This is a genomic window from Chitinophaga pollutisoli, from assembly GCF_038396755.1.
Taxonomy (GTDB): Bacteria; Bacteroidota; Bacteroidia; order Chitinophagales; family Chitinophagaceae; genus Chitinophaga; species Chitinophaga pollutisoli.
This window is the reverse complement of record NZ_CP149822.1, coordinates 1,184,206-1,208,693: the sequence shown is the minus strand read 5'-3', so window position 1 is coordinate 1,208,693 and position 24,488 is coordinate 1,184,206. Positions and strand designations below refer to the sequence as shown.

Below are 24,488 nucleotides of genomic sequence, written 5' to 3'. Positions count from 1 at the left end.
TTCCTGAACGACCAAAAAACATGCTCATGCGCAATAAAATATATCTGCTGATGCTCCTGGCCGCAAGCGCCGTACTCCCGGCGCGGGCCCAACAGGAAGTGCAATTCAGTCAGTATGTGTTCAACGGGCTCACCGTAAACCCGGCATACGCCGGCTACCGCGGCGATGGTTACCTGAACGCCACCTTCCGCAAGCAATGGGTGGATTTCCCAGGCGCCCCCACAACGGGAGTCATCTCTTTCGACGGGCTGCCCGGTTGGGCCGAAAACGAGAAAGTAGGCCTCGGTATCCAGGCGCTGTGGGATAAATCCGGACCGCAGGAATACATGTCCGTCGCCGGATCCTATGCCTACCGCATCCCCCTGAACGAATCCGGTTCGCGCAGACTGAACCTGGGCTTCAATGTGAGTGTGGCGCAGTACAGTGTTACAGGCAACTCCCTGCAGCTTACGGACCCCAACGATCCTTATGCCCCCACTGGAAAGATCAGCACCTTCAAACCGGACGCGAGCTTCGGCGTGTACTATTATACGCCGTCGTTCTATGCGGGCGCTTCCGTGCTCCAGCTGTTTTCGCAAACACTCGACAATACCGTTTATGTAGCCGGCCACGCCCGCGATTACATGGTCATCAAAAGAACCCGCCACGTTTATTTTACAACGGGCGGGATGATCAATATTGATGAACACCTGCGCCTGAAACCTTCCATCATGATCAAGGAAGATTTCAATGGCCCCACCAACGTCGACCTCAACCTGTTTGCGCTTATCTCCGACCAGATCTGGATCGGGGGATCGTACCGGTCGTCTGTTCCACTGCTGAATAAAGAGAAGCTGCAGGACGGTCTCCGGCGCGCCAATGCGGCAAGCGCCATGGTGGAATATTTTGCGTCAGACAGGATCCGGATCGGTTATTCCTACGACTTTGCGATCAGCGGAATCGCCAATTACCAGTCGGGATCGCACGAGATTTCCATCGGGCTTCTTTTCCCCAGAAAGCAAAACGGCGATCGGATCATCAGTCCGAGGTATTTCTAATCAATTAGCATCAAACCCATGAACATACGCGTGATCCGGCAGTTATCGGGCATTATTTGCTTCGGCGCAGGGCTTTTGGCAAGTCCCGCTTTCGCACAGGAGCAGCGCCCGGCGCAAGACAAGGCGACGGCGCATTACCTCCGCCTAGAATACAGCAAAGCCGCCGTTTATTTCGAGGAAGCGGCGAAAAGAAAATATTTCAAAACAGCGCATCTGCGCATGCTGGCCGATTGTTACCGTCAGTTGAACCAATACCAAAAGGCAGTGGACAGCTACCGGAAAATCACCGAAAGCCAGGACGCTGTTCCCGCGGATTTTCTCCACTACGGAGATGCCGTGAAAAGCACCGGCGATTATATCGCTGCCAAAGCCATTTATGTGCAATACCAGGAGAAGGGCGGCGCCGAAGCTGCCAGCCGCATGGCGGGATGCGATTCCGCCTTGGTGTGGATGGCCGCCGTACCGCCGCCGGTAAATAACCTCCGCGAACTCAATACCCCGGCATCCGACTGGGGCGCCACCTGGGATAGGGAAGGCCGTTTTGTGTTCGTTTCCGACAGCCTCCGCGCAACGATGCTGGATCCCCGGCAGAAAGCCTCGCTGAAAGAGTATCGCCGTACCGGCAACGCTTTCCAGAAAATATACTTCGTCGACACGGTGCACTGCGCACCCGATGCCACGGTAATCCGCGGGTTCGACAACATATTGAATGATTTCAGGTACCACGTAGGCCCCGTTGCTTTTGCTCCGGGTGGCGACACAGCTTACATCACGGTGACCAGCCCCGGCAAACCCGCCGTGCAGCGTGACGGTCCTGATGCGGGATATCGCACCCGCAGACTTGATTTGTTCGTGAGCGTGAGGGGGCAAGCAGGCTGGCAAGCGCCCGTTCCCTTCGCTTACAACAATCCGCAGTATTCCATCGGCCACGCGGCAGTAGCAGCAGACGGGCAAACCCTCTATTTCACCGGCGACCTCCCCGGCGGCCAGGGCAAAACCGATATCTGGTACTGCGAACGGCAACCCGATGGCAGCTGGAGCGCTCCCAAAAACTGCGGCGCCGCCGTCAACACCCCCGACGAAGAAGCCTTCCCCACGATCAACGAGGCAGGGAAGCTCTGCTTCTCCAGCAAGGGGCATCCCGGCATGGGCGGGTTCGACCTGTTTGTTGTTTCGGGCGGGAAAGATGGATGGGGTACGCCTGTCAACCTCAAAAACGGGTATAATTCCCCCGGCGATGATTTTTATCTGCGCAACAACGGGGCCGGCAGCGAAGTGTTTGCTTCCAACAGGGCCGGCGGCGCGGGCAGCGACGATCTGTATGGCATTTCGGCGGCGCCCAGGATCACGCAGCTGATGGAACCGGGTAAAAAGATTGTCATACTTGAAACGACTGTGTTACAACAGGGATCAACAACACCAGCCACCGGAGCCACGGTGCTACTGTCGGACGAGAACCGCCAGGAATACTGGACGCTGCTTACAACGGATGATGGAAAAGCATACATGGTGATCATGGACGGACACCGGTATGCCGTATCAGCGTCAGGCTCCGGGAATGGCTGGTCGGCCCCGCAGCAGTTCACAGCGGCAGGGGAAGACACGGTGAAGATCAGCCTGCAGCTGACGATGGCGGTGCCACGCCCCGGCAGCGTGCACGAACTGCCCGATATCCTCTACGACCGCGACGACTTCCGCCTCCGGCCGGAAAGCCTCCCGGTTTTGGATTCGCTGGCGGCGCTCATGGAAAGCTTTCCTGGGCTGGTAGTGGAATTAGGCGCGCATACCGACAGCCGGCATACCGATGACTACAATATCGTACTGTCGGAACGAAGGGCCGCTTCCGCAGCGGAATACCTGGTGCAGCAGGGCATCGACCGTGCACGCATCAGAACCGTAGGGTACGGGGAATCGCGCCTGGTGAACAAATGCTCCGACGGGGTGGAGTGCACCGAAGCAGAACATCAAAAGAACCGCAGAACCGAACTGCGCGTCCTCCAAAGATAGCATAGCGGTTATTTTCAATCAGAACGTAACGAATACACCACAGACTAGCAACGCGCCGGAATTACTTCCGGCGCTTTTTTATTGGCGAGAAAGGGAGGCAATGGTTATAGCGAATCAGCGTGCTCTTCCAGCCATTTTTGTGCTGCCTGGACGACGAGCGATTCAATATTGTCTGCGTTAGCATTCTCGAAATAGTATGTTTCATATCCGGATTCGATATCCTGCCACGCCCATTCCAATAAGCTAAAATCCAACAGGAAATCAGGCTGGTCCAATCTGTAATAGTTTTGTTTTAACTCCTGTAGATGCAACCTGATTTGATCCCTTTTTACAATTCTCTTTGCACTAAAAATGCAATAGCTGATGATGGCGGAATCACCGTTTTTTTCAGGTAAATGTAACTCCCGTAATGCGGGAAGCAGGTAAGGCGCCACCTCGTAATAGCTCGTAGGTTGATGGATACCCGCCAGTATAAGGATGTTTGGCGTTTCGATGCCTAGTTCCAGCATGGCGATGGCCCAGTCTACGGCAATATTCGCATCAAATGTGGGATGGCCTTGCATGGCGATGGCCTTATATGTCAGGTCGGAGCGAAATGGCATGATGGAAAAATAAAGGTTAAAATGCATATCCTGATGAAGATGGCAAAATATTCCCGAAGCCTGCTGACATAGGGCTGTCAATCCACCCCGGTATTTTTACCCTATGAATATCTTACTTTCGGTTATGCCCAAAAAAGACGTCCCCACTTTTACCCCTGATAGCCGTCAGGCCTGGAGGCAATGGTTAAAAAAACATCACCGCAGCGAGCAGTCGGTGTGGCTGACGATGTACAAGAAAGAAACCGGAAAACCCTCCATGGAGTGGAGCGACGCGGTGGACGAAGCGCTTTGCTTCGGATGGATCGACAGCACGCGGAAGACTGTCGGCGAAGGGGCCTTCATCCAGTATTTCACCCGCCGCAAGCCTTCCAGCAACTGGTCCAAAATCAATAAGGAGAAAGTAAAAAGATTGATTGCGGAAGGAAAGATGACGGATGCCGGGATGGCGTGTATTGAAATGGCAAAACAGAACGGCTCCTGGTCGCGGCTCGACCAGGTGGAGGAAGGCGTGCTCCCTAAAGATCTCGAAAAAGCGTTTAAAGCGCACCGCGGTTCAAAGCCGTATTTCATGGGCTTGAGCAAATCGGTGCGGAAGATGATGCTGGGATGGATCGCTATGGCCAAACGCCCGGAAACACGGGAGAAGCGGATACAGGAAATAGCCGTGGCAGCGGGTGAGGGGAGAAGGCTGAAACAGTTCTGAGGCCCTGGGGCGTTTTTTTATCCCATGCTTTTCGACATTTCTTTCAGCAGTTTATGGAATGCCGTAACGGATTTTTTCTCGTAGGATTCGTTCAGGGAGATGATCATCGCTTTACGTTGCATGCCTTTGCCCGTGATGGGAACAGCTACTACACCGTCTTCCTGCTTTACGGAGGTGCGCACGAGGATGGAGTACCACGATCCGGATCGGATCACTTCCAGCAGCATATTGATGTCGTTGATCTCCAGTGTGATATTGGGGGAGAGGTTTTTCTGGGAGAGGACGTGGGAGATGAACGCCCGGGTGCTGTAACCTTGCGAAGGCAGGGCAAGCGGCAGGCGGGCGGCGTCTTCCAGGCTCACGCTTTTCTTTTTCGCCAGGGGCATATCCGGCGCCATGACGATCGTCATCGGTGATTCGAAGAGCATCTGGTAGCGGAATTGCTTTTCTTTTTCGGCTTCGTGGAAAGTAAGGATGAAGTCGAGATCGAGGTGCGAGAGTTTTTCCAGCAGTTCGGCAGAGGTGCCGAGCACTACCTGTATTTTGATGCCGGGCCAGGTTTGCATGAAACGGATGAGGGCGGGGGCAAGGATGGGGCGGAGGCCATAGGTGAGGCCGATGCGGATTTCGCCGGTGTGCATGTTGTTGAGGTCGCGCAATACCTGGAGGCCGCTTTCTGCTTTATGGATGCTCTGCAGCGCATATCCCGCGAAAAGCTGCCCGGCTTCGGTGAGCGCGATCCGTTTGCCGATGCGGTCGAACAGGAGCGCGCCCAGCTCGTCTTCCAGCTGCGCGATCTGCTGGGATAGCGTGCTCTGGCTGATATGCAGCTGCCGCGCGGCCTCTGTGAAGTTGAGCAGCTCTTTCGCTTTGATGAAGTACCGTAACTGGCGCAGTTCCATATTGATCGGTTTTATCGATGGATGTAATAGAAAAATACCGTTTTCCAAATTTAGTGAATGTGGGGAACTTTGCATCGTATCAAACCGGCAGCCGCATGCTTCCCGCTACACATACATCACCTTCCCGCTTACTGAGCGTGGTGCTGGGCTTTTCCCAGATCCTGTTATGGGGTGGTTCCTTCTTTCTCATGGCCATCATTGGCGAGCCGATCGTCAGGGATACGGGTTGGCCGCACGAATGGGTATACGGCGCTTTATCGCTGGCGCTGCTCGTTTCCGGCCTGATGGCCCCGGCCATCGGGCGGCGCGTGGGAAAAGCGGAAGGGGAGCAGATCATGCGGTACAGCGGGATCGTGATCGCGGCGGGACTGGCCATTGCCGCCCTGGCGCCGCATATTCTCGTGTTCTTCCTCGGCTGGATCATAATCGGCGCGGGGATGGCCATGGGATTGTACGATGCGCTCTTCGCCGCGCTGGGTAAGCGTTACGGAGCTTCGGCAGGGAAGGCGTTCACGTATATCACCCTCATTTCCGGTTTTTGTACCACCATCATCTGGCCGGTGCTGACGCTGCTGCTGGGGCAATTCGGCTGGCGGGGCACGCTGCTCATCTACGCCGCGGCTTTGCTGGTGATCATTTTGCCCGTTTACAGATGGGCGTTTCCGCGGGGCGCGTCGCAGCCATCCGCGGTTGCCGGCGGGCGGCTGAAATCAACGCCGCCGGCTCCTGCGAAAGCATCGAAAGTATATTACCTCGTTATGGTCAACTTCACCATCGGGGCCGTGATGATGACAGCGGTGTCCGTGCACCTGATCGATATCCTGCTGGACAATAACATCACCCTCGCCGCGGCCGTGGGCCTGGGTGCATTGCTGGGCCCCAGCCAGGTGGGTGTCCGCCTCCTGGATCTCGTGTTTCCGAAGAAGTCGCCGGTGATCGGTATCGCTATTTCCTGCGCAGGCGTGCTGGCAGGGGTGGCCCTGTTGCTGGGGAGCCCTGTTATTGCGGCGGCGGGCATTATCCTTTACGGTTTGGGCAACGGGATGCGGACCATTCTCCGGGGCACGCTGCCGTTGCATTTGTTTGGCCCCGAAGGATACGCGGGTACGATGGGTAAACTGGCGCGCCCGCAGCTTATCGCCCAGGCGGCTACACCGTTTGCGGGCGGACTGATGATCCAGGGCCTGGGCGTTCCTGCCTTCCTGTGGGTGTTGGTAACCCTGGCCACAGCGAACATTTTCATCTCCCTGATGATCCGCAAAGCCACCGTGGTCCGCGCTCTTGCCACCGAACCGGCCGCTATCCGGCATGCATCCTGACAAACGCAGGGCAGGAAAAATCAGGCTTCCCGCAACCAAATCCAATTTCTTGTTGTTAAAATTGGACATTAACCGGGAAGGAACTATGAGAAAACCGATTTTGCTCCTGCTGGCCATCTGCTTCTTCGCTGCCGGCAGCGCCTCTGCCCGCCATTTCGATCAATCCGTAACCGAAACCGCCACGGGTGTAGTTAACGTTGCCACTACTTCCGCGAAAATCATGAAAGTACTGACGCCTTCGCTCGGCCTGACCAAAATGCAGCAGCCCACGGTATTGAAACTGGTATCCACCTACCTGCTGGCCCGGAACAATCTCAATCCCCTGAAAAGCTCCAACTCCAGTGGGTATTCCTCCAAATTCGGGATCCTGAGCAATGGCAAACCTTCCGCCACCAACACGGCCGCCGTGCAGTGGATCTTGTTTTCCTAAAGACTGTGTTTCATTTTAGGTTGATAAATGTTCGAAAAAAAGAAGCCCGCTCACCGAGCGGGCTTTCTGATATTTTAAGGGAAGCAAGCTAAATGCCCGCCGCTGTTGGTTAGTTCAGCGGGATGCCAAACCAGGTATATTTGGTGAACATCGATTTGCGCCCGGCTTTTCCCTTCGAGAAATACTTCCGCAGCCATTCCTGCTGCTCGTTAATGCGCTTGCCGATATCGGGCGTTTTCTGTTGCAGGTCCTGCACCATGGTGGCAAGACTCGCTTCGGGCTGGTTGATCGACGCCAGGAGTGAATCCGTTTCCTTTATTTTATTGGCGGCCGCATCCAGCATCGCCTGGATATCGGCATCCGGTTTCTCCGGTTTGAATTGTTTGTTCCGGTAATCGATGAATTCATTAAAGTAGTAGATGGCCCGGTTGAATTTGCTGGCCGCATTGTTAAAGATCTCCGATTTGCGGTTCTGCGCTTCCACGTGCTTGTTCTGCCGGTCTGTTTCCAAAGCCATTTTCAGCTGCTGCAACCGGTCGAATTGCATGGAATTGCGCAGTCCGTTCTGCTCGATCCTTTTCACCGCCGCCGCATAATATTCCATTTCCTGCTGTGTTTCAAAAACCGCGATGGAATCCTTGTAGGCAAAAGGCTGTTTGCCATTGCGCGCGGGCATTTTGCCTTCGATGAATTCGCTGCTGGTAACCGGGTATTCCAGGCATTGCCACAGGTAGTCGAACGGCATGTGGGTTTTGACGATTTTTTCCGGCGCCACTTTGAAGTAATTGTTGCTGATCTTCTTCACAAACTTGCCATTGGCCACATAACCGGAACCCCAGGTGGGGTCATACAGGTGCCATTCCCCGTCTGTCCGGACGGCACACCAGGCGTGCGGGATGTAATCCACGAAGCCGTTCTGTTTCGTGAACCCTTCCACCACAAATGCCTTCAGCCCTGCTTTGGTGCATATTTCAGCAAATAACGCCGCATAATGTTCGCAAACGCCCTTGCGGGTAGCCAAAGCCTTCACGACTTTGTCGGCCCGCCTTTCATGGAAGTTCAGCGCAAACATATTAGCGATATCGTATTTGAGGTTGGAGGCCACCCAGAAATACGCTGCCCGTGCTTTATCGATGTCGCGGGTGAAATTACCCGAAATCCATCCTGCGATCCCGTCGGTAGTCGAGGCGGCTTCAGCGGGCAGTTCCCCTGTTTTCTTATCCGTTGCGGCGAACTCACCGGCCTGTGCGCTAACGGCGGTACGTTGGCCGGTTTTTGATTGTGCGTTTACAGCGGAGGGGATTAACACATTCATTAGAGTAGCCATCACAATTCCGTGGTATAGCGGTCGCATGTATGATTTTTTTGCGCAAAGATAGGGATAACCCTTATTTCGCGGGTTTCAATTTCACTTCATCGATTTTCTTGCCGGTCAAATCAAATACTTCGATCTGCAACTGACTGGCGTCCGCTTTCGCCTTTACGATGCTGGTATTCGAATTCACAAGGATAGGGAATTGCCAGGCGCCGGCTTGCGGCAGTCTTTTAACGTTGCGGTGCAGGTGGCCCGACAGCATCACCTGCGCGCCGGCCTGGTTCAGCAACGGCACAAACTTTTCGAGGACTTCCTGCTCGCCGTGCCATCCGCCGAATGGCGGGATATGTGCGATTACGACTTTGTAAGGCGCTTCCGTGTATTCGGGGCGTTGCAGCGCTTCCTTCAGCCAGGCGGCCTGCCGGGTGCGGTAGGCGTCGTAGTCGGCGATGCCGGTATATTCGATATCTGAATCGGGTTTGTCTTCGCCCGTATCGAGCACCACGAAGCAAACGGGCCCCGTGCGGAAAATGTAGTACAACTGGCCGGTGGCGGAAGGGAAGTAGCGGGGGAACTGACTGGCGAACTCTCCCCGCGTTTCATGGTTGCCGCGGGCGTAATACATGGGAATGCGATCGGCAAAAACGCTGATGGCCGTATCCATAAATGAACTGAAGATCTGCGCTTCGTTGCGGGAGTTGTTTTGCATATCGCCATTAAAGAATACCAACTGGTTGTTGTTCCAGTCTACCTGTCCCAGCAATTTCTTCATCACGTCGTTTTGCTGATGGATGTCGTTCACCATCGCAAAGCTGATCTGCGTGGCTTTGGGATCGTGGGTGGTGAATGTGGGGAGAACGGCCCGGTACGCCGCGCTCGCCGCGATGCTGCCGTATTTTACGACATAGCTTTCATGGCTGGTCACTTCCTGCGCGTAAACCCGGTAACGGTATTTGGTGGCGGGCTGGAGGCCTTCGATCCGTACGTTGTGCACGGTGCCTTCCGTTTTCTGCCCGTGGGCCGCCGCGAAATATTTCGGGCGCTCCTGTGCGTAGAAGTGGGAGCTGTCGGCCGGCGCCAGTTCTACCCAGGCGATGCCGCTCTTGTTGGTGGTCCACACGATGTTCACGCCGGTTTCGCCGAGCTGCTGGAGGTAAGGGCCATGTGTGATTTTAAAGGTTTCCTGGGAAAAGGTGAACTGTGGCGCCAGTAGCATCGCCACAAAAAGAAGTAAGCAATTTTTCATCCGTAGCATTTAAGATCGCCGGAATCCGGCAAAGCAACAAGATAATGCGAATTACGGAGGAATCCCAGCGCGCCGGAACCCCATTGAAAAGTGTGGAAACATACTTGTCAGGAGGCTGCCGGAGGAGGAATTTTAAGCTGGAACGTATATCCGGCAAGGATTTCGCGCGTCCGGGGCATGCGCGCAGTAATGGCCACGTACCCGCTCAGTAGGGATACCGTACTGTAACCGTACTAACCGCTTGGGAGGAAATAGGGGGAAAGCATGCTAAAACCGGGTTATTGCACCACGATCTCATCGCAGCAGATCGCCGGTTTTTTATCATTTCCTCTCCATGCCGGCATCTGCGGGAGGTGCTTCGCCGTAACACGGAGGAACCTGGCCGTGGAGGGTTTCAACGTCAGTTTGAAGTTTTCGACATGGGCGGTGAAATCTTCTTCCGCAACGGCCGCTACGGGCTGAACGGCTACGGGCTGGAACGATTGACCGTCTGTCGACGTTTCCACAACGATATTAGTAGGCAGGAAGATATTATGCCGCGCATCCTGCAGGAAATTGACATTCACTTTGGACAATGGTTTCGCTTCGCCCAGGTCGATGGTGGCCACAAGATCGTTGCCATATACAAATAGCCAGTTCAGCGCGAAGTCGGTATTGCCGGTGAGTCCGTCTGTGAGCGTGGCTTCCTTTTTAGCCGTGTACTCAGGTGTGAAGGGATGCAGCAGCGTCACCTTTTTGCCGAAAGCAAGACTGGGCTGCCAGGGTTTTGCGAGGATGCTTTGCCATTCTTTCGCATACGCTTCCGGACCGATACCTGCTTCCGCCAGTTCCTTCACACCCGCCTTTTGCGCCTGTTGCGCGAAGCGCTGCACCCTGGCGGCGAACTGCCGCGCCGGTGCGAAGCCGTTGCCGGAGGGTACGAGGTAACCGTGCTTGTCTGTTCCATACAGCCGCGCTTGTTGCAGCACGGTGTATTCCAGCGGCAGGCGGGCGTTGTAGATCCTCCCGGCCAGTAGCGTATCGCTGCCGGCAGCTTTCTCCGCCTGGTCGAGGAAGGTGGAATAATGTTCGATAGCGATGGGGGATAAGTAATCGTTGCGGTGGTTGACGGGGCTGCCGTAAATATCCAGCGCCACGCCGGCGGCGTGCAGGTTGGCGGCCAGGGCCTTTACGTATTGCGCCATTGGCTTTGCGGCCTTGCCGTAATACGCGGTCATAAACCGGTCGAACGCGGTGTCGGAAGGTTGATGCGGTTGCCAGAGGGCTTCGGCCTGTAGGTACGCGTTCATCTCGGCCATATCGGCATACGTTTCACCGCTCCCTTGCGAGAAAACACCCTTCACCCCGTTATCCGCGAAATACTGCAGGTTTTGCTGCAACAGGAAATAATCCGGGAAAGGAGCGAGGTAGTTCGTAAACTGGGTGGTGTAGTCCCATATGAAAATATTGCGGGTCACTTTCTTCCAGTCCTGCAGTGCTTTGCGGAACCCCGCGGCGGAAGTTTCTTCCGCCAGCGGCCGGTGCCGGTATGCATCGATGCTGCTGAGCATAATGATGACGTTCTCCGCGGGTTTTGTAACCGCCGGCGGCTGGATGGTATACGTATAGGCGAGGGTGGTGAACTGTTTGTCGGGGAACTGCGCGGCGATGCGGTTCACGAAACGGATGAGCGACCCCGCGTGTGTGCCTTCTTCCTTATCCGTTAGGGCGCACTGGTCGCAGGTGCAGTAACCGGTCCCGTCTTCCGGGGAGATGCTCCAGTACAGCGCATCCGGGTTATCGGCCATGGCTTTTTTTAAATAGCCGGCAGCGAGGTGGAATACTTGTTCGTTGCTGAGACAAAGCTGCGTGGCGCGGCGCTTGCCGTTCACGAAGGCATAATACTCCGGGTGCGCGGCGAAGTGTTCCTTCGGCGGCACCAGTTTGAAGTAGGAATGTCCCCAAAGCCCCCACAGATCCCCGAAACTGTGCAGCTTATGCCATTCCTGGTATTCCGGGTCGAGTGGCGCCGGGTAGTAGGTTTCGCGGTAAACGAATTGCGGTATCTGCCGGTCGAGGAGGTTCCGGTTGATGGTGAGCGTTTGTTTTTTGGGCACCACCGCCGGGCCCTGGGCTGGCTTCCGGCAGCCGAAGTAATCATCCAGCAAGGTATACACGCCGTAGATAATTCCCTTGCCGCTGCCGCCACGGATGTAGACGTGCTGATCGTCGGTGGCGATAGCGAATCCTTCCCCTGCGATCTGCTCTTCCCCGATGGCGCCGGAATGCCCCGTGTTACCGATGAAGATGGCGGGTTCGCCGTCTTTCCAGTTGTTTTCATTCACCAGCGCCAGCTGCGCACCGCTGATCTGTTGTACATATTTGCGCAGGATATCCGCAGCGCGGACCTCTGCCTTCGTGGGTTCCGCGGGTAATACGATTTTGTGCCGCGCCTTGCCTTTGTCCGTCAGCACGATTTCTCCGGCAGCATGGCAGCCGGGTTGTATCCACATCATCAGCGAAAGGAAAAGTGCGTTCATCATATGCCCCATCAGAATTTACGTTGTACGGTGATATAGATGTCGTATTGGTTTTGGTACCGGTTGTCTTCGATTTTCTGGTTGATCCAGGTGCCGAAGAGGCCCAGCGTGGTACGGTATTTAATGGTTTTCTGGTAACCGGCGGCGATGCTGCGGGTGAGCAGCCCGCTCAGCTGCGGGAACTGGATCAGCCGGCTGCGGTCGTCGGGGGAAGTACCCAGTCCCGCGATCACCGATAAGTAATCCTGGCGGCGGTTCATGTAGTACCGGGTGGTGAGGTTGAAGGAGGTATTGAAGTCGCCGTCGTCGCTGATGAAATACCCGCGCAGGTTCACCCAGAAATCCCCGAAAGGCTTCGCCACCGACAATACCCCCGTGATGGCGTTGGCGCTGTCGGTTTTCAGGTACCGCGCACCCAGTTCTCCTTCAATTTCCTTGCCGAATGTCTTGAAAATACTATACCCCAGGCGCAATTGCGGGAACACGATCTCGTTGCCATAGGAGGCGAGGGCGTAAGAGTACAGCGATTTGTTGTGCGTGTAATACAGTTCCGCCTCACCCATCAGCCCCGTTCCCTGCTCGCGGCCGGCGTAGTTGGCGCGCACGGCCCAGGAACCTTTCTTAAAGAAACGGCGGTACTCCACCGTGGCGATATTGTAATTGGTGCTGGCATAGTCGTAATTCGAGTTGAGGTAATACAGGCCGAACTGGTTCCGCAGTCCCTTCGATGCCATCAGGTCGGCATAGTCTTTATTGTCGGCCGTCGGGTACCGCCGGGCCAGCGAGTCCGCCGCCCGCGCCGCGCCCGCGTAATCCTTCATCCCTTCCAGGTTGAGCGCGCGCCGCTGCAGGAAATTCTCGCTGTCGGGATAATACCGCAGCGCCTCGTTGGCGAAGTACAGCGCGCTGTCGTACGACTGGCGGGCGTAAAGGATGTTCATGCTGTTCAGCAATGCCAGCGAATCTTTCCTGTCGATCGCCAGCGCCTCCTGGAAGATGGGATAAGCGCTGTCGGGCCGGTTGTTCCGCCATTTGGCGAGCCCTTCCGCCACTAGCCCATCCACATATGCCGTTCTGTATTTTGTGGTGTAAGGATAGCGCTCCATGAGTTGCCGGTTGATGGCGTTCGCCGCTGCGTATTGCTGGCTGTCGGTGTATACGGATGCCTTTTTGAGCAGCATTTCCTTGTTGTCCGGGTGGGCCTGCAGGGCGATGTCCGCGTAATACACGGCGCTGTCGTATTGCTTGCGCGCGGATTCGAGGTTCACGAGGTAATTCAGCGCTTCGAGGTTGCCGGGGTCGTTTTCGAGTACGAGCACCAGCTGGCCTTTGGCGAGGGTGAACTCTTCGGCCTGCATGAAGAGCCGCCCGGCGGTGAGGTGCATATCGGAAACGAAAGTACTATAGCGTTGATTGTTGGGGAACCGCGCCTGCAGCTCTTTTGCTACGGCGGCGGCTTCGTCGTACCGCCCGGTTTCCGCCAGCACGGAGGATTTCTTCATCATGAAACGCGGGTTGCCGGGATGTGCGGAGAGGGCGTTATTGAGCACGTCGAGCGCGCGGGTATAATCTTTCTGGGTGATGTAGGTGTTGGCTGCCATGTCGAGCGCGGCGGTATCGGATGGGTTTTCGCGCAGGGCGGTTTCGAATTCCGCCAGTGCGAGGTCGTATTGCTGCTGGGCGAGGTACTCCCGCCCGGAAGCTACGCGCAGGCCGATGTACCGTTGCCGCTTCTCGGCAGTAGGGGCGGCGCGCAGAAGCCTTTCGGCCAGCAGGGCGGCTTCCCCGAACTTGCGGTCGCTTTCCAGTACGTCGAGTTTGAGGCCGAGGAGGCGCTGGTCGTTGGGGCTCGATTTCAGCCCGCTGTTGATCCAGGCCAGCGCTTCGCGGTATGCGCCGCGTGAAAAGCTCATACCGATGACTTTATCGAGTGCTTCGCGGTTCCCCGGGTTTTTCTCCAGGATGCCGCTGTACAGCATGTAAGGGTCGGTATTGGCGTACCAGGCGGCAGCTTCCATGCGCAGGGAAAGGTCCAGGCTGCGGGCTTTGGCGTCGCCGGGGTGGAGCTTAAGGATTTGTTGCAGCAGGTTCAGCGCTTCCGGGTAATCGTGCATATCCTGGTAGAGGCCGAGTTTGCGCATGAGGAGGTCGTAGGAGTTGGGATTGTTGGCCAGTTCGGCGTTGAGTTGTTCCATGGCGCGTTGGTAGTTGCCGCTGCGCAGGTACATGTTGGTGATGGCGCTGTTGGCCTCTGTGTTGCCGGGTTGCATGGCGAGCGCCCGGGCATAATGCTGCTCCGCCAATGCCGTGATGCCCCGCTGCCGGTAGAAATTGCCCGCCGTGAGGTAGTGGCCGATATACGCCTTGTGCATGGAAGTGTCGCCCGGGAACTTCTCCAATAGCTCCTCCGCATACACGTTGCCGCCCTGGAAGCGTTGCGTGGCGTCGAGGATCGACATCTTGCGGAGCATGAATTCCTTATCGTCCTTAAACTGCGCCAGCGCCGCATTGGCCTGCTTTTCGGCCTCTATATAGTTCCGCGTCAGCATTTCGATGTTGATGGCGTAAAGATAGGCGTCGCGGTAATTAGGACTTTTCTGTATCACCTTATGAACGAACTGCCGCGCGGCAGGGTAATTGCCGGTGAGCATGTAGAGGCGCCCGAGGAGCAGCTCCTGGTCCACGAAGTCGGGCCGCACCTTGAGGGCCTGCTGGCTCAGGGTGATGGCTTTCTGGTATTGCCCGGCGCGGGTGGCCTGTACGGCTTCGTTGTACAGCTCGTCCGCATCTTTGTTCTTTTTGGTATTGAAAATCTGCCCCTGTGCCGTTGCGGCGCAGAGCAGAAAGATTCCCATCAATAAGTAACAGACCGTTCTTTTCATATTTGCTTGTTGGATGAGTATGGATGATTTAAGCCGTAGGCACCGCTTTCCGTTGCCCGAAGCCCTGGCGTTGCATGTTCCCCCAGTTGGACTTCTTCCCGGTAAGGAAGAACCAATATCCCCGTAGCGCGAAAAACACGATGAGGGGGTGGTAAATGATCGGCTCAAGGAAGGCCATGAGCGCCAGGCCCACCACTTCGCGCCAGGAATTGTAATAGCGGAAGGTGAGCTGGTCCCAGCAGATGGCCAGCGTTGTGATCATCACCGAATACAAGTACACGAATGCCAGCAGGATCAATGCATAATCCCAGTTGATGGCGTTGGTGGCGATGAGGTAGATATAATACAGTACGCCCGTAAACTCGATGATGGGCGCCAGGAACTCGAACAGCAGGCTGCAGGGCAGCACCACCATGCCCATCAGCTTGTAGCGGGGATTGAAGATCATTTTCCGGTGGATGGTGACGATCTCCGCCATGCCGCGGCCCCAGCGGGTACGCTGCCGGCTGAAGACTTTCATATTGGGAGGCCCTTCGGTCCAGCATTGGGTGGTAGGGATGTAGCGCACGGCGTATCGCATCTTGTTGTCGATCATGTACTGGCACATCCGGGTCACGATGTCCATGTCTTCCGCGAAGGATTTATGGTCGTACCCGCCCGCCTTGATGGCGATTTCCTTGTCGAACAGCCCGAGGCCGCCGGATACGTTGGGTACGCAGTTGATCATGCTCCATCCCATCTTCCCCAACACATATGCGCGGATATATTCCATCTCCTGGAAGCGGGGCAGCAGCTTGCGCGGCGGCCGCACCCTCACCAGCACGCCCTGGTCGATCTCGCAATCATTGGCCAGCCGCAGGGTGGCGCCCGAAGCGATCACTCTTACGCCTTCCTCTACGATATGCACGAACCCGCACTCGGGGCAGGGCTCGCCGATCTGCTGCACTTTCTTGTATTCCTCTTCCATAAATGGTTTGATGAGGCGCAGCAGCGTATCTTTTTCAATAATGCAATCCACGTCCGTACACAGGAAGTAATCATACGCGGCGGCGTTGATCCCGGCATTGGAAGCGTCCGCCTTGCTCTTTCCGTTCACTTTATCGATCACCACCAGCTTGTCGTACGCCACGTCGGTGGATTTGAAAAGTCGCCTTACCGGCTGTGTCTTGATCCTTTCGTTATACGCGAAATCCACCTCCCGCAGCTCGAATTCATCGATGAGTTTCTGCAAAGTATCGTCGGTGGAGCCATCGTTTACAATGATCACCTCAAAGCGGGAATAATTCAATGTGAGCAGCGACCGCACGTTCTGTATGATGGTTACGCCTTCGTTGAAAGCCGGCGCGATCACCGAAATGCCGGGCGCCAGCTCCGAATTGAGCATGCAGGTGTAATCGGTATTGCGGTCTTTCCGCTTGAAGCGCATGACGCCCCTGAAAGAAAGGATCGCCAGGATGGCATACATGGTCAGCATGGCCAGGCCATAAAAAAAGATCGAACCTTCGTAAAAATTCCTGATCAGTTCCATGCAGTGTGGTTATGGTTAAAAAGGGCGGCTATATTTTGCTGGCCGTCTGGAATCCGCGCCGCTGCATAACGCCCCAGCCGGATTTCTTCCCTGTCAAAAAGAAATAATACCCGCGGAGCGAGAAGAACACGATCAGCGGATGGTATATGAAAAACTCGAAGAACGGCATCATGCAAAGCAGCAGGATGTCTTTCCAGGAATTGTAATAACGGAACGTGATCTGGTCATACAGGATGGCCAGCGTGGTGATCATGATGGCGTAGGTGTATACGAACACCAGCAGGACGATCGCCGTGGGCCAGTTGATGAACCCGAGAATGCCCATCACCACGAAGAAGAGGATGCCGCCGCCTTCGATAATGGGCGCCAGCAGCTCGAAGAAAAAGTTATACGGAAACACGACCAGCCCGAAGCGCCCGTAGCGTGGCCGCATGAACATGCCGATGTGGGCGTACATGAGCTGCGCCAGCCCCCGCGCCCAGCGTGTCCGCTGCCGCCCGAAGATCCGCAGGGTGGAAGGTACTTCCGTCCAGCAGAGGGTTTTGGGAATGTAGCGGATGGCGTAGTCGATCTTGTTATCGATGGCGTACCGGCACATGCGGGTCATCAGTTCCATGTCTTCTCCGAAAGAGCTATGGTCGTACCCGCCGCAGCGGATGGCGATTTCTTTGTCGAAAAGCCCGAGCCCGCCGGAAACGTTGGGTACGCAGTTGAGGAGCGTCCATCCCATCTTCCCCAACACAAACGCGCGGATATATTCCACTTCCTGGAAACGGGGGAGCACCTGCCGGGGGGCTTTTACATTCACCATCACGCCCTGGTCGAAAGTATTGGAGTTGGCGGCGCGCAAAGTGGCGCCGGTGGCGATCACGCGTTTGTTTTTCTCCTTCATCACCGGCTTCACCAGTTCGATAATGGTGTTTTCATGCAGGATGCAATCCACGTCGGTACACACGAAATAGTCGTACGCCGCGGCATTGATGCCGGCGTTCACGGCGTCGGCCTTGCTTTTCCCGTTCACTTTATCGATAATCATCAGCTTGGCGTAAGCCGGGTCGGTGGATTTGTAGATCTTTTTCACCGGCCGCGTCTGGATCTTGGCGTTGTACGCGAAATCCACCGCCACGAGGCTGAATTCTTTGATCAGTTGCTCCATGCTGTCGTCGGTACTGCCGTCGTTCACCACGATGATCTCGTACCGGGCGTATTTCAGCGTGAGCAGGGAGCGGATGTTATAAATAATGGTAAGCCCTTCGTTATACGCCGGCGCGATCACGGAGATACCCGGCGCGAGCGGGGAGGTGAGGAGCACTTCGCCGTTCTGGTACTTGTCGGTCATCACCCACCGGCGGACCGCTACCAGGGAGCATATGGCGAGCAGGGCATAAGATACGAGCAGCACCATCCCGTAGGTGAACACCGTTGTTTCGAATACGTTGCCTGCTATTTCCCAGATCTGCTGCATCAGAATTTGATTAACGGGTTCATGCAATGTTTGAGAATCAGTTGGTTTTCCGGGCTGGCTTCGGCCATCAGTTCATTGATGAGGTTGCTGCCGGGGACCTGGTTGTTGATGAGCGATTTGGCGGCGTTTTTCCGTAGCTCGAAGTCGGTGGAAAGCATGAACTCCTGTTTGAGGAATTCGGTATGGCGCCCGCTGCCGATCCGCCCCAGGGCTTTGAGGATCTCGATCTGGCAGTCCAGCGGCTGGTTGTTATAAATGTATACGAGTTTGTCTTCCGCGTCGGCGATCCGCATTTTGCCCAGGCAGTTGATTGCTTCCGCGCGGAGGAGGTGGTCCTTGGAATCGAGGAGCTTCATCACGGCGGGGATGGCTTTGAGCTGGTGGTAATGGATGACCAGTTTGAGACAGAAGGAGATCACGCTTTTGTTGGTGGAGTAGGTGATCCACTGCGCGAAGTTGGGAATGGCGATGTTGGACGTGGTGGTGATGATGCGGAAGAGTTCCACCTGGTCCCATTGCAGGAGAGGCTCGGTGGCCAGGTCGAAGAATTTGAAAGGCTCGTTTTTCGACAGCTTGATGTAAGCCTGCCTTGCCGCCGCCCGCAGCTCACGGTTACGGCTGTTGGTGAGCGGGAGGATGATCACATCCGCCACGCCGATTTCCATGCTGCTGAGCTCGTTGAGCGCGCGTACTTTATGGTTCCATTTGCGGGACTTCAGCTTCTTGAAACTGTCTTTATCCAGTTCCAGCAACAGGTAGAGGGTGCGGATTTCATCTCCCATGGCGCCCCGCACGTTATTGCGGTAATTGATGAGCCGGTCGATGAGCACCTGCCGCCCCCAGCGCTTGCCAAATGGCGCGAGCTGGAAAGCGTTGGCCGCAGCTTCGGCGGTTTCGCCGGGCGTTTGCACCTGTTCCGGGTCCTGCGACAATACATTTTCGATCAGCAAATCGTCGATCAGTTCGTTGAGTCGCGCCACTTTCTTATCCCTGCGAAAGCCCCTGAAGCGGCGGCGGAGGATGGAGAAATAGGCAACCAGCGTCATCCCGATAGCCACAAACACGAATATGATGGCAATCTGGATGATCAGTGGCGCGTATCGGAATTCAAAAAAATACTCTCCAGGAAATCTAACGGGGAGAAATTCATATGCGCGTTTTTCAGTAGGATGAAGGTGTGGGGCTACAGTAGGGCGGTAGCTGGCCCTTACTTAGCTGGGTTCCCGGTAAGTACCCGCCGGATCCGCGAGAGCAGCTCGGCCGGCAGCACCGGTTTCTTGAGGAAGTCGTTGGCGCCTAGCTCAAGGCCTTCCTTTACCATTTCTTCATTGCCGGCGTTAGACAGCAATATAACGGGAATCTGCCTGCCATCGGGCAAGTTGCGTACACGGCTCAGGATTTCGAAGCCATTCGCATAAGGCATCATGATGTCGGTAATAATCAGGTCGAACCCATAGCCGGAGGTCTCCAGTATCTCGAATGCTTCCTTACCGTTCCTGACGTGGTCTACCTGGTATTCCGCCTTTAGCAGAATTCTTTTAACGATGGTCGACATTACCTCATCGTCCTCGATCAGGAGAATTTTACTCATATATCATTGTTCTTTTAAGTCCGCCCTGCCCCGTATTGGTACACGGTCGCAGGACTAGCTCCCTTTCGGCCAGGTTTCTCTTAGGTTTGCTTTGAAACAGGCATCCGGTCGGCTAATGCTATAATCTGAATCAAACGGTTACAATAGGATCAACTCAAAAATACGGCCTTCTTATATGTAAAACAATAATTACGGGAATTATATCTGAAAATCAGACAGTTGATTAGCGGTTATTTATATGAACATAAATATTGCGGCGGCCTGTAAATAGCCATAGCACTATCACTCACGAATATGCGTGGAAAAAATTCAACACCGGAATCGAAATACGGACTCCCAACCCAATAACCTGTTTTTATACCGAAGGCGCCCCGGCTGTCTTTACCGCCGTTTTCCCGGCGGCAAAATTCCCCCGGAAAACAACCGTTCCACCAAAATTCCTGCTATGCCCGGAAATAGTTCATGTAAAAAATACGCATACTGTTAATTAATTTTTTATTTTGGACGGCTCTTTTGACGATTGTATTGATAAGCAAAGTAAAATAACCGTAATTAAAAGATGATTAAACTGCCACTGGCCCTGATCTGTTCCGCATCTGTCATGATCGGCGCCAAACATTACATGGGCGAAGAACCCTTTCTGCTCCCCGATCCCCCGGGTTTGACAATCTCCCGCTTCGCCGGCCCTGACGTAACGCCCAGCCCCGCCTGCCTCGCGGTAGCGCCCAACGGCGACGTGTACGTAGGGGTGGATATGATCGGCTCCCTCGGGAAAGACCCCGGCAAAGGGCGCATCCTCCGTCTTACAGACGCCGATAATGACGGCAAAATGGACGCCCATACCGATTTCGCAACGGTCGACAACCCCCGCGGCATCATGGTCCTCGGCACCAAAGTGTACGTCCTCCACACCACCTTCTCCGACGAAACGAAGAAAGCCACCGGCATGTCGCTCGTCGTATTCGAAGATAAAGACGCGGATGGAAAGGCCGATGGCCCCGCCCTGCCGCTCGTCACCGACCTCAGCAACACCAAATATATCCAGGAACGCGGTACCGACCACGCCACCAACGGCATCCGGATGGGTATCGACGGATGGATCTACATTTCCGTGGGCGACTTCGGGTTCCATAACGCCACCGACCGCTCCGGCAAAAAACTCACCATGCTCGGCGGCGGAATCGTGCGCGTGCGGCCCGACGGTACCGAAATGGAGGTGTTCACGCACGGCACCCGTAACGTGTACGACGTCGCCATCGACCCCTTCATGAACGTTTACACCCGCGAAAATACCAACGACGGCGGCGGCTGGAACGTGCGCTTCTCGCACCATATCCAGTCCGGTGAATACGGATACCCCGTGCTGTTCCAAAACTTCACCGACGAAATCCTGCCCGCGCTGGTCGACGTTGGCGGCGGTTCGGGAACGGGCGCGCTCTACCTGTCTGAACCCAAATGGCCCGCACAGTATACCAATGTGCCCATGATGGCCGACTGGGGTAGAAGCATGCTCTATATCCACCGGGTAACCCCCGACGGCGCTTCGTTCACGCAGAAGGAAGAGGAATTCCTCGGCCTCCCGCAGATTACGGACCTCGATGTGGACGGTTCCGGCAGGGTATACCTCTCCGCCTGGGATGGCGCCGGCTATTCCGGCAGCCCCAACAAAGGATATATCATCCGCGCGGTGCCCAACGACTGGACCTACACCGCATTCCCCGACCTGTCCAAAGCCCCGGTGGCGGAACTGGCGGAATTGCTGAAATCCCCCAGCGCCGTGGCGCGCCTGAACGCTTCCCAGGAGCTTACCGGCCGCAGCGACAAGCAGGCGGCAGCCGCAGCGGCCCTGGCGATAGCGAATGATGCGCAGTTGTCGCCCGAAAGCCGGGTGGCGGGTGTTTATACCTATGCACAGGTAGCAGGCCGCGATGGTATCGCCGCGCTGACGGAGCTGACGAAAGACGCGCTCCTGCGCGAGCATGCCCTGCGCGCGCTGGCCGATCGCAAAGCCAACCTGCAGGATGTGTCCATCGAGCCTTTCCTGGCCGGTCTGAAAGACGCGAACCCGCGCGTAGCGGCCGCTGCGATCATCGGCCTGGGCCGCCTCGGCCGGGTGGAAGCCGCGCAAGCCCTCCTGCAAACGAAACTGCCGGCCAACTTCAGCGCACCCGCAAAGGGGACGGAAGGCCCGCACGCCACGCCGAATGCCGCTATCATCCTGCCGCACCTCGCCGTGCAGGCATTGGTGCAGCTGCATGCCGTGGATTCCTGCGTAGCCGCCGTTACAAGCGAAAACTCTTCACTGGCCTTGTGGGCATTGCGATATATGCATGATATGAAAGCGGTAAACGGACTGATAGCGGTATACCCGAAGTTGAAGACAACACGGACGAAAGACAAGGTGATCACCACCCTGGCCCGTTTGTATAAGCAGGAAGCGGATTATGATGCTTCCTGGTGGTGGGGTACCCGCCCGGATTCCCACGGGCCGTATTACAAGGCCGTGTCCTGGGAAGGATCGCCGGCCATCGAGAAATTCCTGAAAAGGGAAGCGCTGAAATTCCCCGCGCGCAAGCAGTATTTCACCGACCTGAACGAACGCCACCGGATGGAAATCGCGGCGTTCGCGGCACCGAAGAAGGAAGCGGCGGTTGCGAAAAACGAACCGAAAGTAGACCTGGAGAAAATCAAGAATAAGAAGGGCCAGGTGGGCAAGTCGTCTATCGAAGACGTGCTGATCGCCGTTAACAGTATCAAAGGCGACCCCGCGAAAGGTAAAGTGCTGTTCACGACCCAGGGTTGCATCGCCTGCCACAGTATTTCGAAAGGCGAGAAGATGAAAGGCCCGTACATGGGCCAGGTAGGCTCGATCATGAACCGCGAACAGATCGCGGAATCCATCCTGAAGCCGAACGCTTCGATCTCCCAGGGCTTTGCCACCGTGATGATCACCGTCAAAGGCGGGAAGTCTTATACCGGCTTCGTGACGGAAGAAACCGCCCAGAAAGTGGTGCTTCGCGATATCGGCGGCAACGTAACCACGCTGAAAACCTCCGACATCGCATCCCGCAAGGAAATGAAGAATTCCATGATGCCGGCAGGACTGGCCAACGCCTTGTCTTACGAAGAACTGGCTTCGCTGGTGACGTTCCTGGCACAACAGAAAAAATAGCCTCACGCAGGTATATATGATGAAGCGCCGCAGCCTCTGGGTTGCGGCGCTTCTTTTATACGCCCTCATCTGCCCGGCAACAGCAGGCATGCTTTTAAGCTGCCGGATGCCTGTACCTGCATGCATCCGGGTATTAATAACCTGTGAGCCACCTTTATATAGAGAGGCTCATAGGTGGCTTACAGGAGGCTTATAGGTAGCTTATAGGTGGCTCAGTTGACAATCATATGACCGTTATGCGGGTGTTTGGATGAGTGAGGAGGTATAGGAATTTCCAAAAGGTAACTGAAAATATCCCCCTACGCTGCTGAGCGGCTGAGCAACGGATGGATAGAAAACGTCTGGAATGTAACAGGAAATGACGCTTGCTCTGCTGAATGGCCGGGAAACGGATGGATAGGAAACGTCTGGAATGTAACAGGAAATGACGCTTGCTCTGCTGAATGGCCGGGAAACGGAAGGATAGAAAACGTCTGGAATGTAACAGGAAATGACGCTTGCTCTGCTGAATGGCCGGGCAACGGATGGATAGAAAATGTCTGGAATGTAACAGGAAATTTCGCTTGCTCAGCTGAATGGCCGGGCAATGGATGGATAGAAATCGTCCGAAACGTAACAGAAAATGTCGGATCGGGACAAGAAATAGTGGGTGGTTTTGTCGTAGGTTTGACGATGGCAAAAAGCCAGCACGCACATGAAGATACTTACTTGCACAACACCCGGAACACTGGCTTACGGAGAAGCATCGCAGCCTGAGCTGACCGAAGGACATGCGATTATCCGCATCCGCCGGATCGGCATTTGCGGGACGGACCTGCACGCCTTCGAAGGCACACAGCCTTTTTTCAGTTACCCCCGGGTGCTGGGGCATGAGCTGTCGGGGGAACTGGTGGAGGCTGACGGCGCGCCGGGGTTTGCGGCAGGGGAAGCGGTGACCTTCATTCCTTATTACCATTGCGGGCATTGCATCGCCTGCCGTTCGGGGAAGCCCAACTGCTGCGTAAGCATGGCGGTATGCGGTGTGCATGTCGACGGTGGCATGGCGGAATACCTCCGCGTGCCTTCGGGGGCGTTGCTGCACGGGCAGGGTTTGTCGTTCGATGCGCTGGCGCTCGTGGAGCCCCTGGCCATCGGCGCGCACGGTGTTCGCCGGGCGGATGTCCGGCCGGGGGAATTTGTTGCGGTGATCGGCGCGGGGCCCATCGGCCTGGGTGTGATGGAATTCGCCAGGATCGCGGGGGCGGAAGTGATCGCGGTAGACATCAACCGGCAGCGGCTGGACTTCTGCCGCGAAAAGCTCGGTGTGCAGCATATCGTGGACGCCTCCGGAGGCGATGTGGAAGCCGCATTGCAGGCCATCACCCACGGTGATTATCCTACCGTGGCGATCGATGCTACGGGCAGCCAGCGTGCCATTCTTGATGGTTTCAAATACCTCGCGCATGGCGGGCGATATGTGCTGGTTGGGCTCCAGCGCGGGGAGATCGCATTCAGTCATCCTGAATTCCATAAACGTGAAGCTACGCTCATGAGCAGCCGCAATGCCACCCGTGAAGATTTCGCGCACGTGGTGGACGCCATGCAATCCGGGCAGGTGGATCCCACAAATTATATTACCCACCGCGTGCATTTCGACGCGGTGCAATCCGAATTCCCGCGTTGGCTGGACCCGAAGAACGGGGTGGTCAAGGTGATGATATCCCTCTGATCGGCGTTTTTAGTTCGCTCACCTTCCGGCATCTTTATCACATTTTTACTATTTTTATCCCA

At 55.8% G+C, this 24,488-nt stretch carries 17 protein-coding genes; 7 read left to right on the top strand and 10 right to left on the bottom strand.

Annotated elements, in window-relative coordinates; translation table 11 throughout:
- The first annotated feature begins 26 nt into the window (after positions 1 to 26).
- Together WJU16_RS05085 and WJU16_RS05080 are read left to right on the top strand one after the other, a co-directional pair.
- A complete protein-coding gene (locus WJU16_RS05085) occupies positions 27 to 1,037 on the top strand; it encodes a type IX secretion system membrane protein PorP/SprF (RefSeq protein ID WP_341837240.1) in 1,011 nt (336 codons plus the stop codon).
- A gap of 18 nt (positions 1,038 to 1,055) precedes the next feature.
- Positions 1,056 to 3,044: an OmpA family protein gene (locus tag WJU16_RS05080; RefSeq protein ID WP_341837239.1), complete on the top strand. Its 1,989-nt coding sequence runs from the start codon at positions 1,056 to 1,058 to the stop codon at positions 3,042 to 3,044.
- Positions 3,045 to 3,148: 104 nt separating this feature from the next.
- On the opposite strand, the gene WJU16_RS05075 is transcribed toward WJU16_RS05080, so the two are convergent.
- Entirely contained in the window at positions 3,149 to 3,673 is a 525-nt protein-coding gene (locus tag WJU16_RS05075; protein WP_341837238.1) for a hypothetical protein, read from the bottom strand.
- A gap of 76 nt (positions 3,674 to 3,749) precedes the next feature.
- On the opposite strand from WJU16_RS05075, the gene WJU16_RS05070 reads away from it, so the two are divergent.
- Positions 3,750 to 4,349, top strand: coding sequence for a YdeI/OmpD-associated family protein (locus WJU16_RS05070; RefSeq protein WP_341837237.1), 600 nt, complete (start codon positions 3,750 to 3,752; stop codon positions 4,347 to 4,349).
- 17 nt (positions 4,350 to 4,366) lie between these two features.
- Here WJU16_RS05070 and WJU16_RS05065 read toward each other — a convergent pair whose 3' ends face one another.
- Positions 4,367 to 5,251 (bottom strand): LysR substrate-binding domain-containing protein, encoded by an 885-nt coding sequence (locus WJU16_RS05065; protein WP_341837236.1) that lies wholly within the window; start codon positions 5,249 to 5,251, stop codon positions 4,367 to 4,369.
- A gap of 95 nt (positions 5,252 to 5,346) precedes the next feature.
- Here WJU16_RS05065 and WJU16_RS05060 point away from each other — a divergent pair, with 95 nt between their 5' ends.
- Positions 5,347 to 6,570 carry an MFS transporter gene (locus WJU16_RS05060; RefSeq protein WP_341837235.1) on the top strand — a complete coding sequence of 408 codons (1,224 nt, stop codon included), beginning with the start codon at positions 5,347 to 5,349 and terminating at the stop codon, positions 6,568 to 6,570.
- A gap of 85 nt (positions 6,571 to 6,655) precedes the next feature.
- Positions 6,656 to 7,000, top strand: a complete 345-nt coding sequence (locus tag WJU16_RS05055; protein WP_341837234.1) for a hypothetical protein — start codon at positions 6,656 to 6,658, stop codon at positions 6,998 to 7,000.
- Between the two features lie 109 nt (positions 7,001 to 7,109).
- Here WJU16_RS05055 and WJU16_RS05050 read toward each other — a convergent pair whose 3' ends face one another.
- The 8 genes from WJU16_RS05050 to WJU16_RS05015 form a co-directional block, all read right to left on the bottom strand.
- Positions 7,110 to 8,354, bottom strand: coding sequence for a transglutaminase domain-containing protein (locus tag WJU16_RS05050; RefSeq protein ID WP_341837233.1), 1,245 nt, complete (start codon positions 8,352 to 8,354; stop codon positions 7,110 to 7,112).
- A gap of 34 nt (positions 8,355 to 8,388) precedes the next feature.
- Positions 8,389 to 9,561: a metallophosphoesterase family protein gene (locus WJU16_RS05045; RefSeq protein WP_341837232.1), complete on the bottom strand. Its 1,173-nt coding sequence runs from the start codon at positions 9,559 to 9,561 to the stop codon at positions 8,389 to 8,391.
- A 278-nt stretch (positions 9,562 to 9,839) separates the two neighbouring features.
- Positions 9,840 to 12,083, bottom strand: coding sequence for a DUF4838 domain-containing protein (locus WJU16_RS05040; protein ID WP_341837231.1), 2,244 nt, complete (start codon positions 12,081 to 12,083; stop codon positions 9,840 to 9,842).
- 8 nt (positions 12,084 to 12,091) lie between these two features.
- Positions 12,092 to 14,962, bottom strand: coding sequence for a tetratricopeptide repeat protein (locus WJU16_RS05035; protein WP_341837230.1), 2,871 nt, complete (start codon positions 14,960 to 14,962; stop codon positions 12,092 to 12,094).
- A 28-nt stretch (positions 14,963 to 14,990) separates the two neighbouring features.
- Positions 14,991 to 16,490 carry a glycosyltransferase gene (locus tag WJU16_RS05030; RefSeq protein WP_341837229.1) on the bottom strand — a complete coding sequence of 500 codons (1,500 nt, stop codon included), beginning with the start codon at positions 16,488 to 16,490 and terminating at the stop codon, positions 14,991 to 14,993.
- Positions 16,491 to 16,518: 28 nt separating this feature from the next.
- Positions 16,519 to 17,955 (bottom strand): glycosyltransferase, encoded by a 1,437-nt coding sequence (locus tag WJU16_RS05025; RefSeq protein WP_341837228.1) that lies wholly within the window; start codon positions 17,953 to 17,955, stop codon positions 16,519 to 16,521.
- Positions 17,955 to 19,013, bottom strand: a complete 1,059-nt coding sequence (locus WJU16_RS05020; protein WP_341837227.1) for a HEAT repeat domain-containing protein — start codon at positions 19,011 to 19,013, stop codon at positions 17,955 to 17,957. Before WJU16_RS05020 ends, WJU16_RS05025 begins: the two co-directional genes overlap by 1 nt.
- A 149-nt stretch (positions 19,014 to 19,162) precedes the next feature.
- On the bottom strand, positions 19,163 to 19,546 hold the full coding sequence (locus tag WJU16_RS05015; protein ID WP_341837226.1) for a response regulator transcription factor: 384 nt from the start codon (positions 19,544 to 19,546) through the stop codon (positions 19,163 to 19,165).
- A gap of 559 nt (positions 19,547 to 20,105) precedes the next feature.
- On the opposite strand from WJU16_RS05015, the gene WJU16_RS05010 reads away from it, so the two are divergent.
- Both WJU16_RS05010 and WJU16_RS05005 read left to right on the top strand, forming a co-directional pair.
- A complete protein-coding gene (locus WJU16_RS05010; protein ID WP_341837225.1) occupies positions 20,106 to 22,718 on the top strand; it encodes a hypothetical protein in 2,613 nt (870 codons plus the stop codon).
- Between the two features lie 694 nt (positions 22,719 to 23,412).
- Positions 23,413 to 24,426 (top strand): zinc-binding alcohol dehydrogenase family protein, encoded by a 1,014-nt coding sequence (locus WJU16_RS05005; RefSeq protein WP_341837224.1) that lies wholly within the window; start codon positions 23,413 to 23,415, stop codon positions 24,424 to 24,426.
- The last annotated feature ends 62 nt before the right edge of the window (positions 24,427 to 24,488 follow it).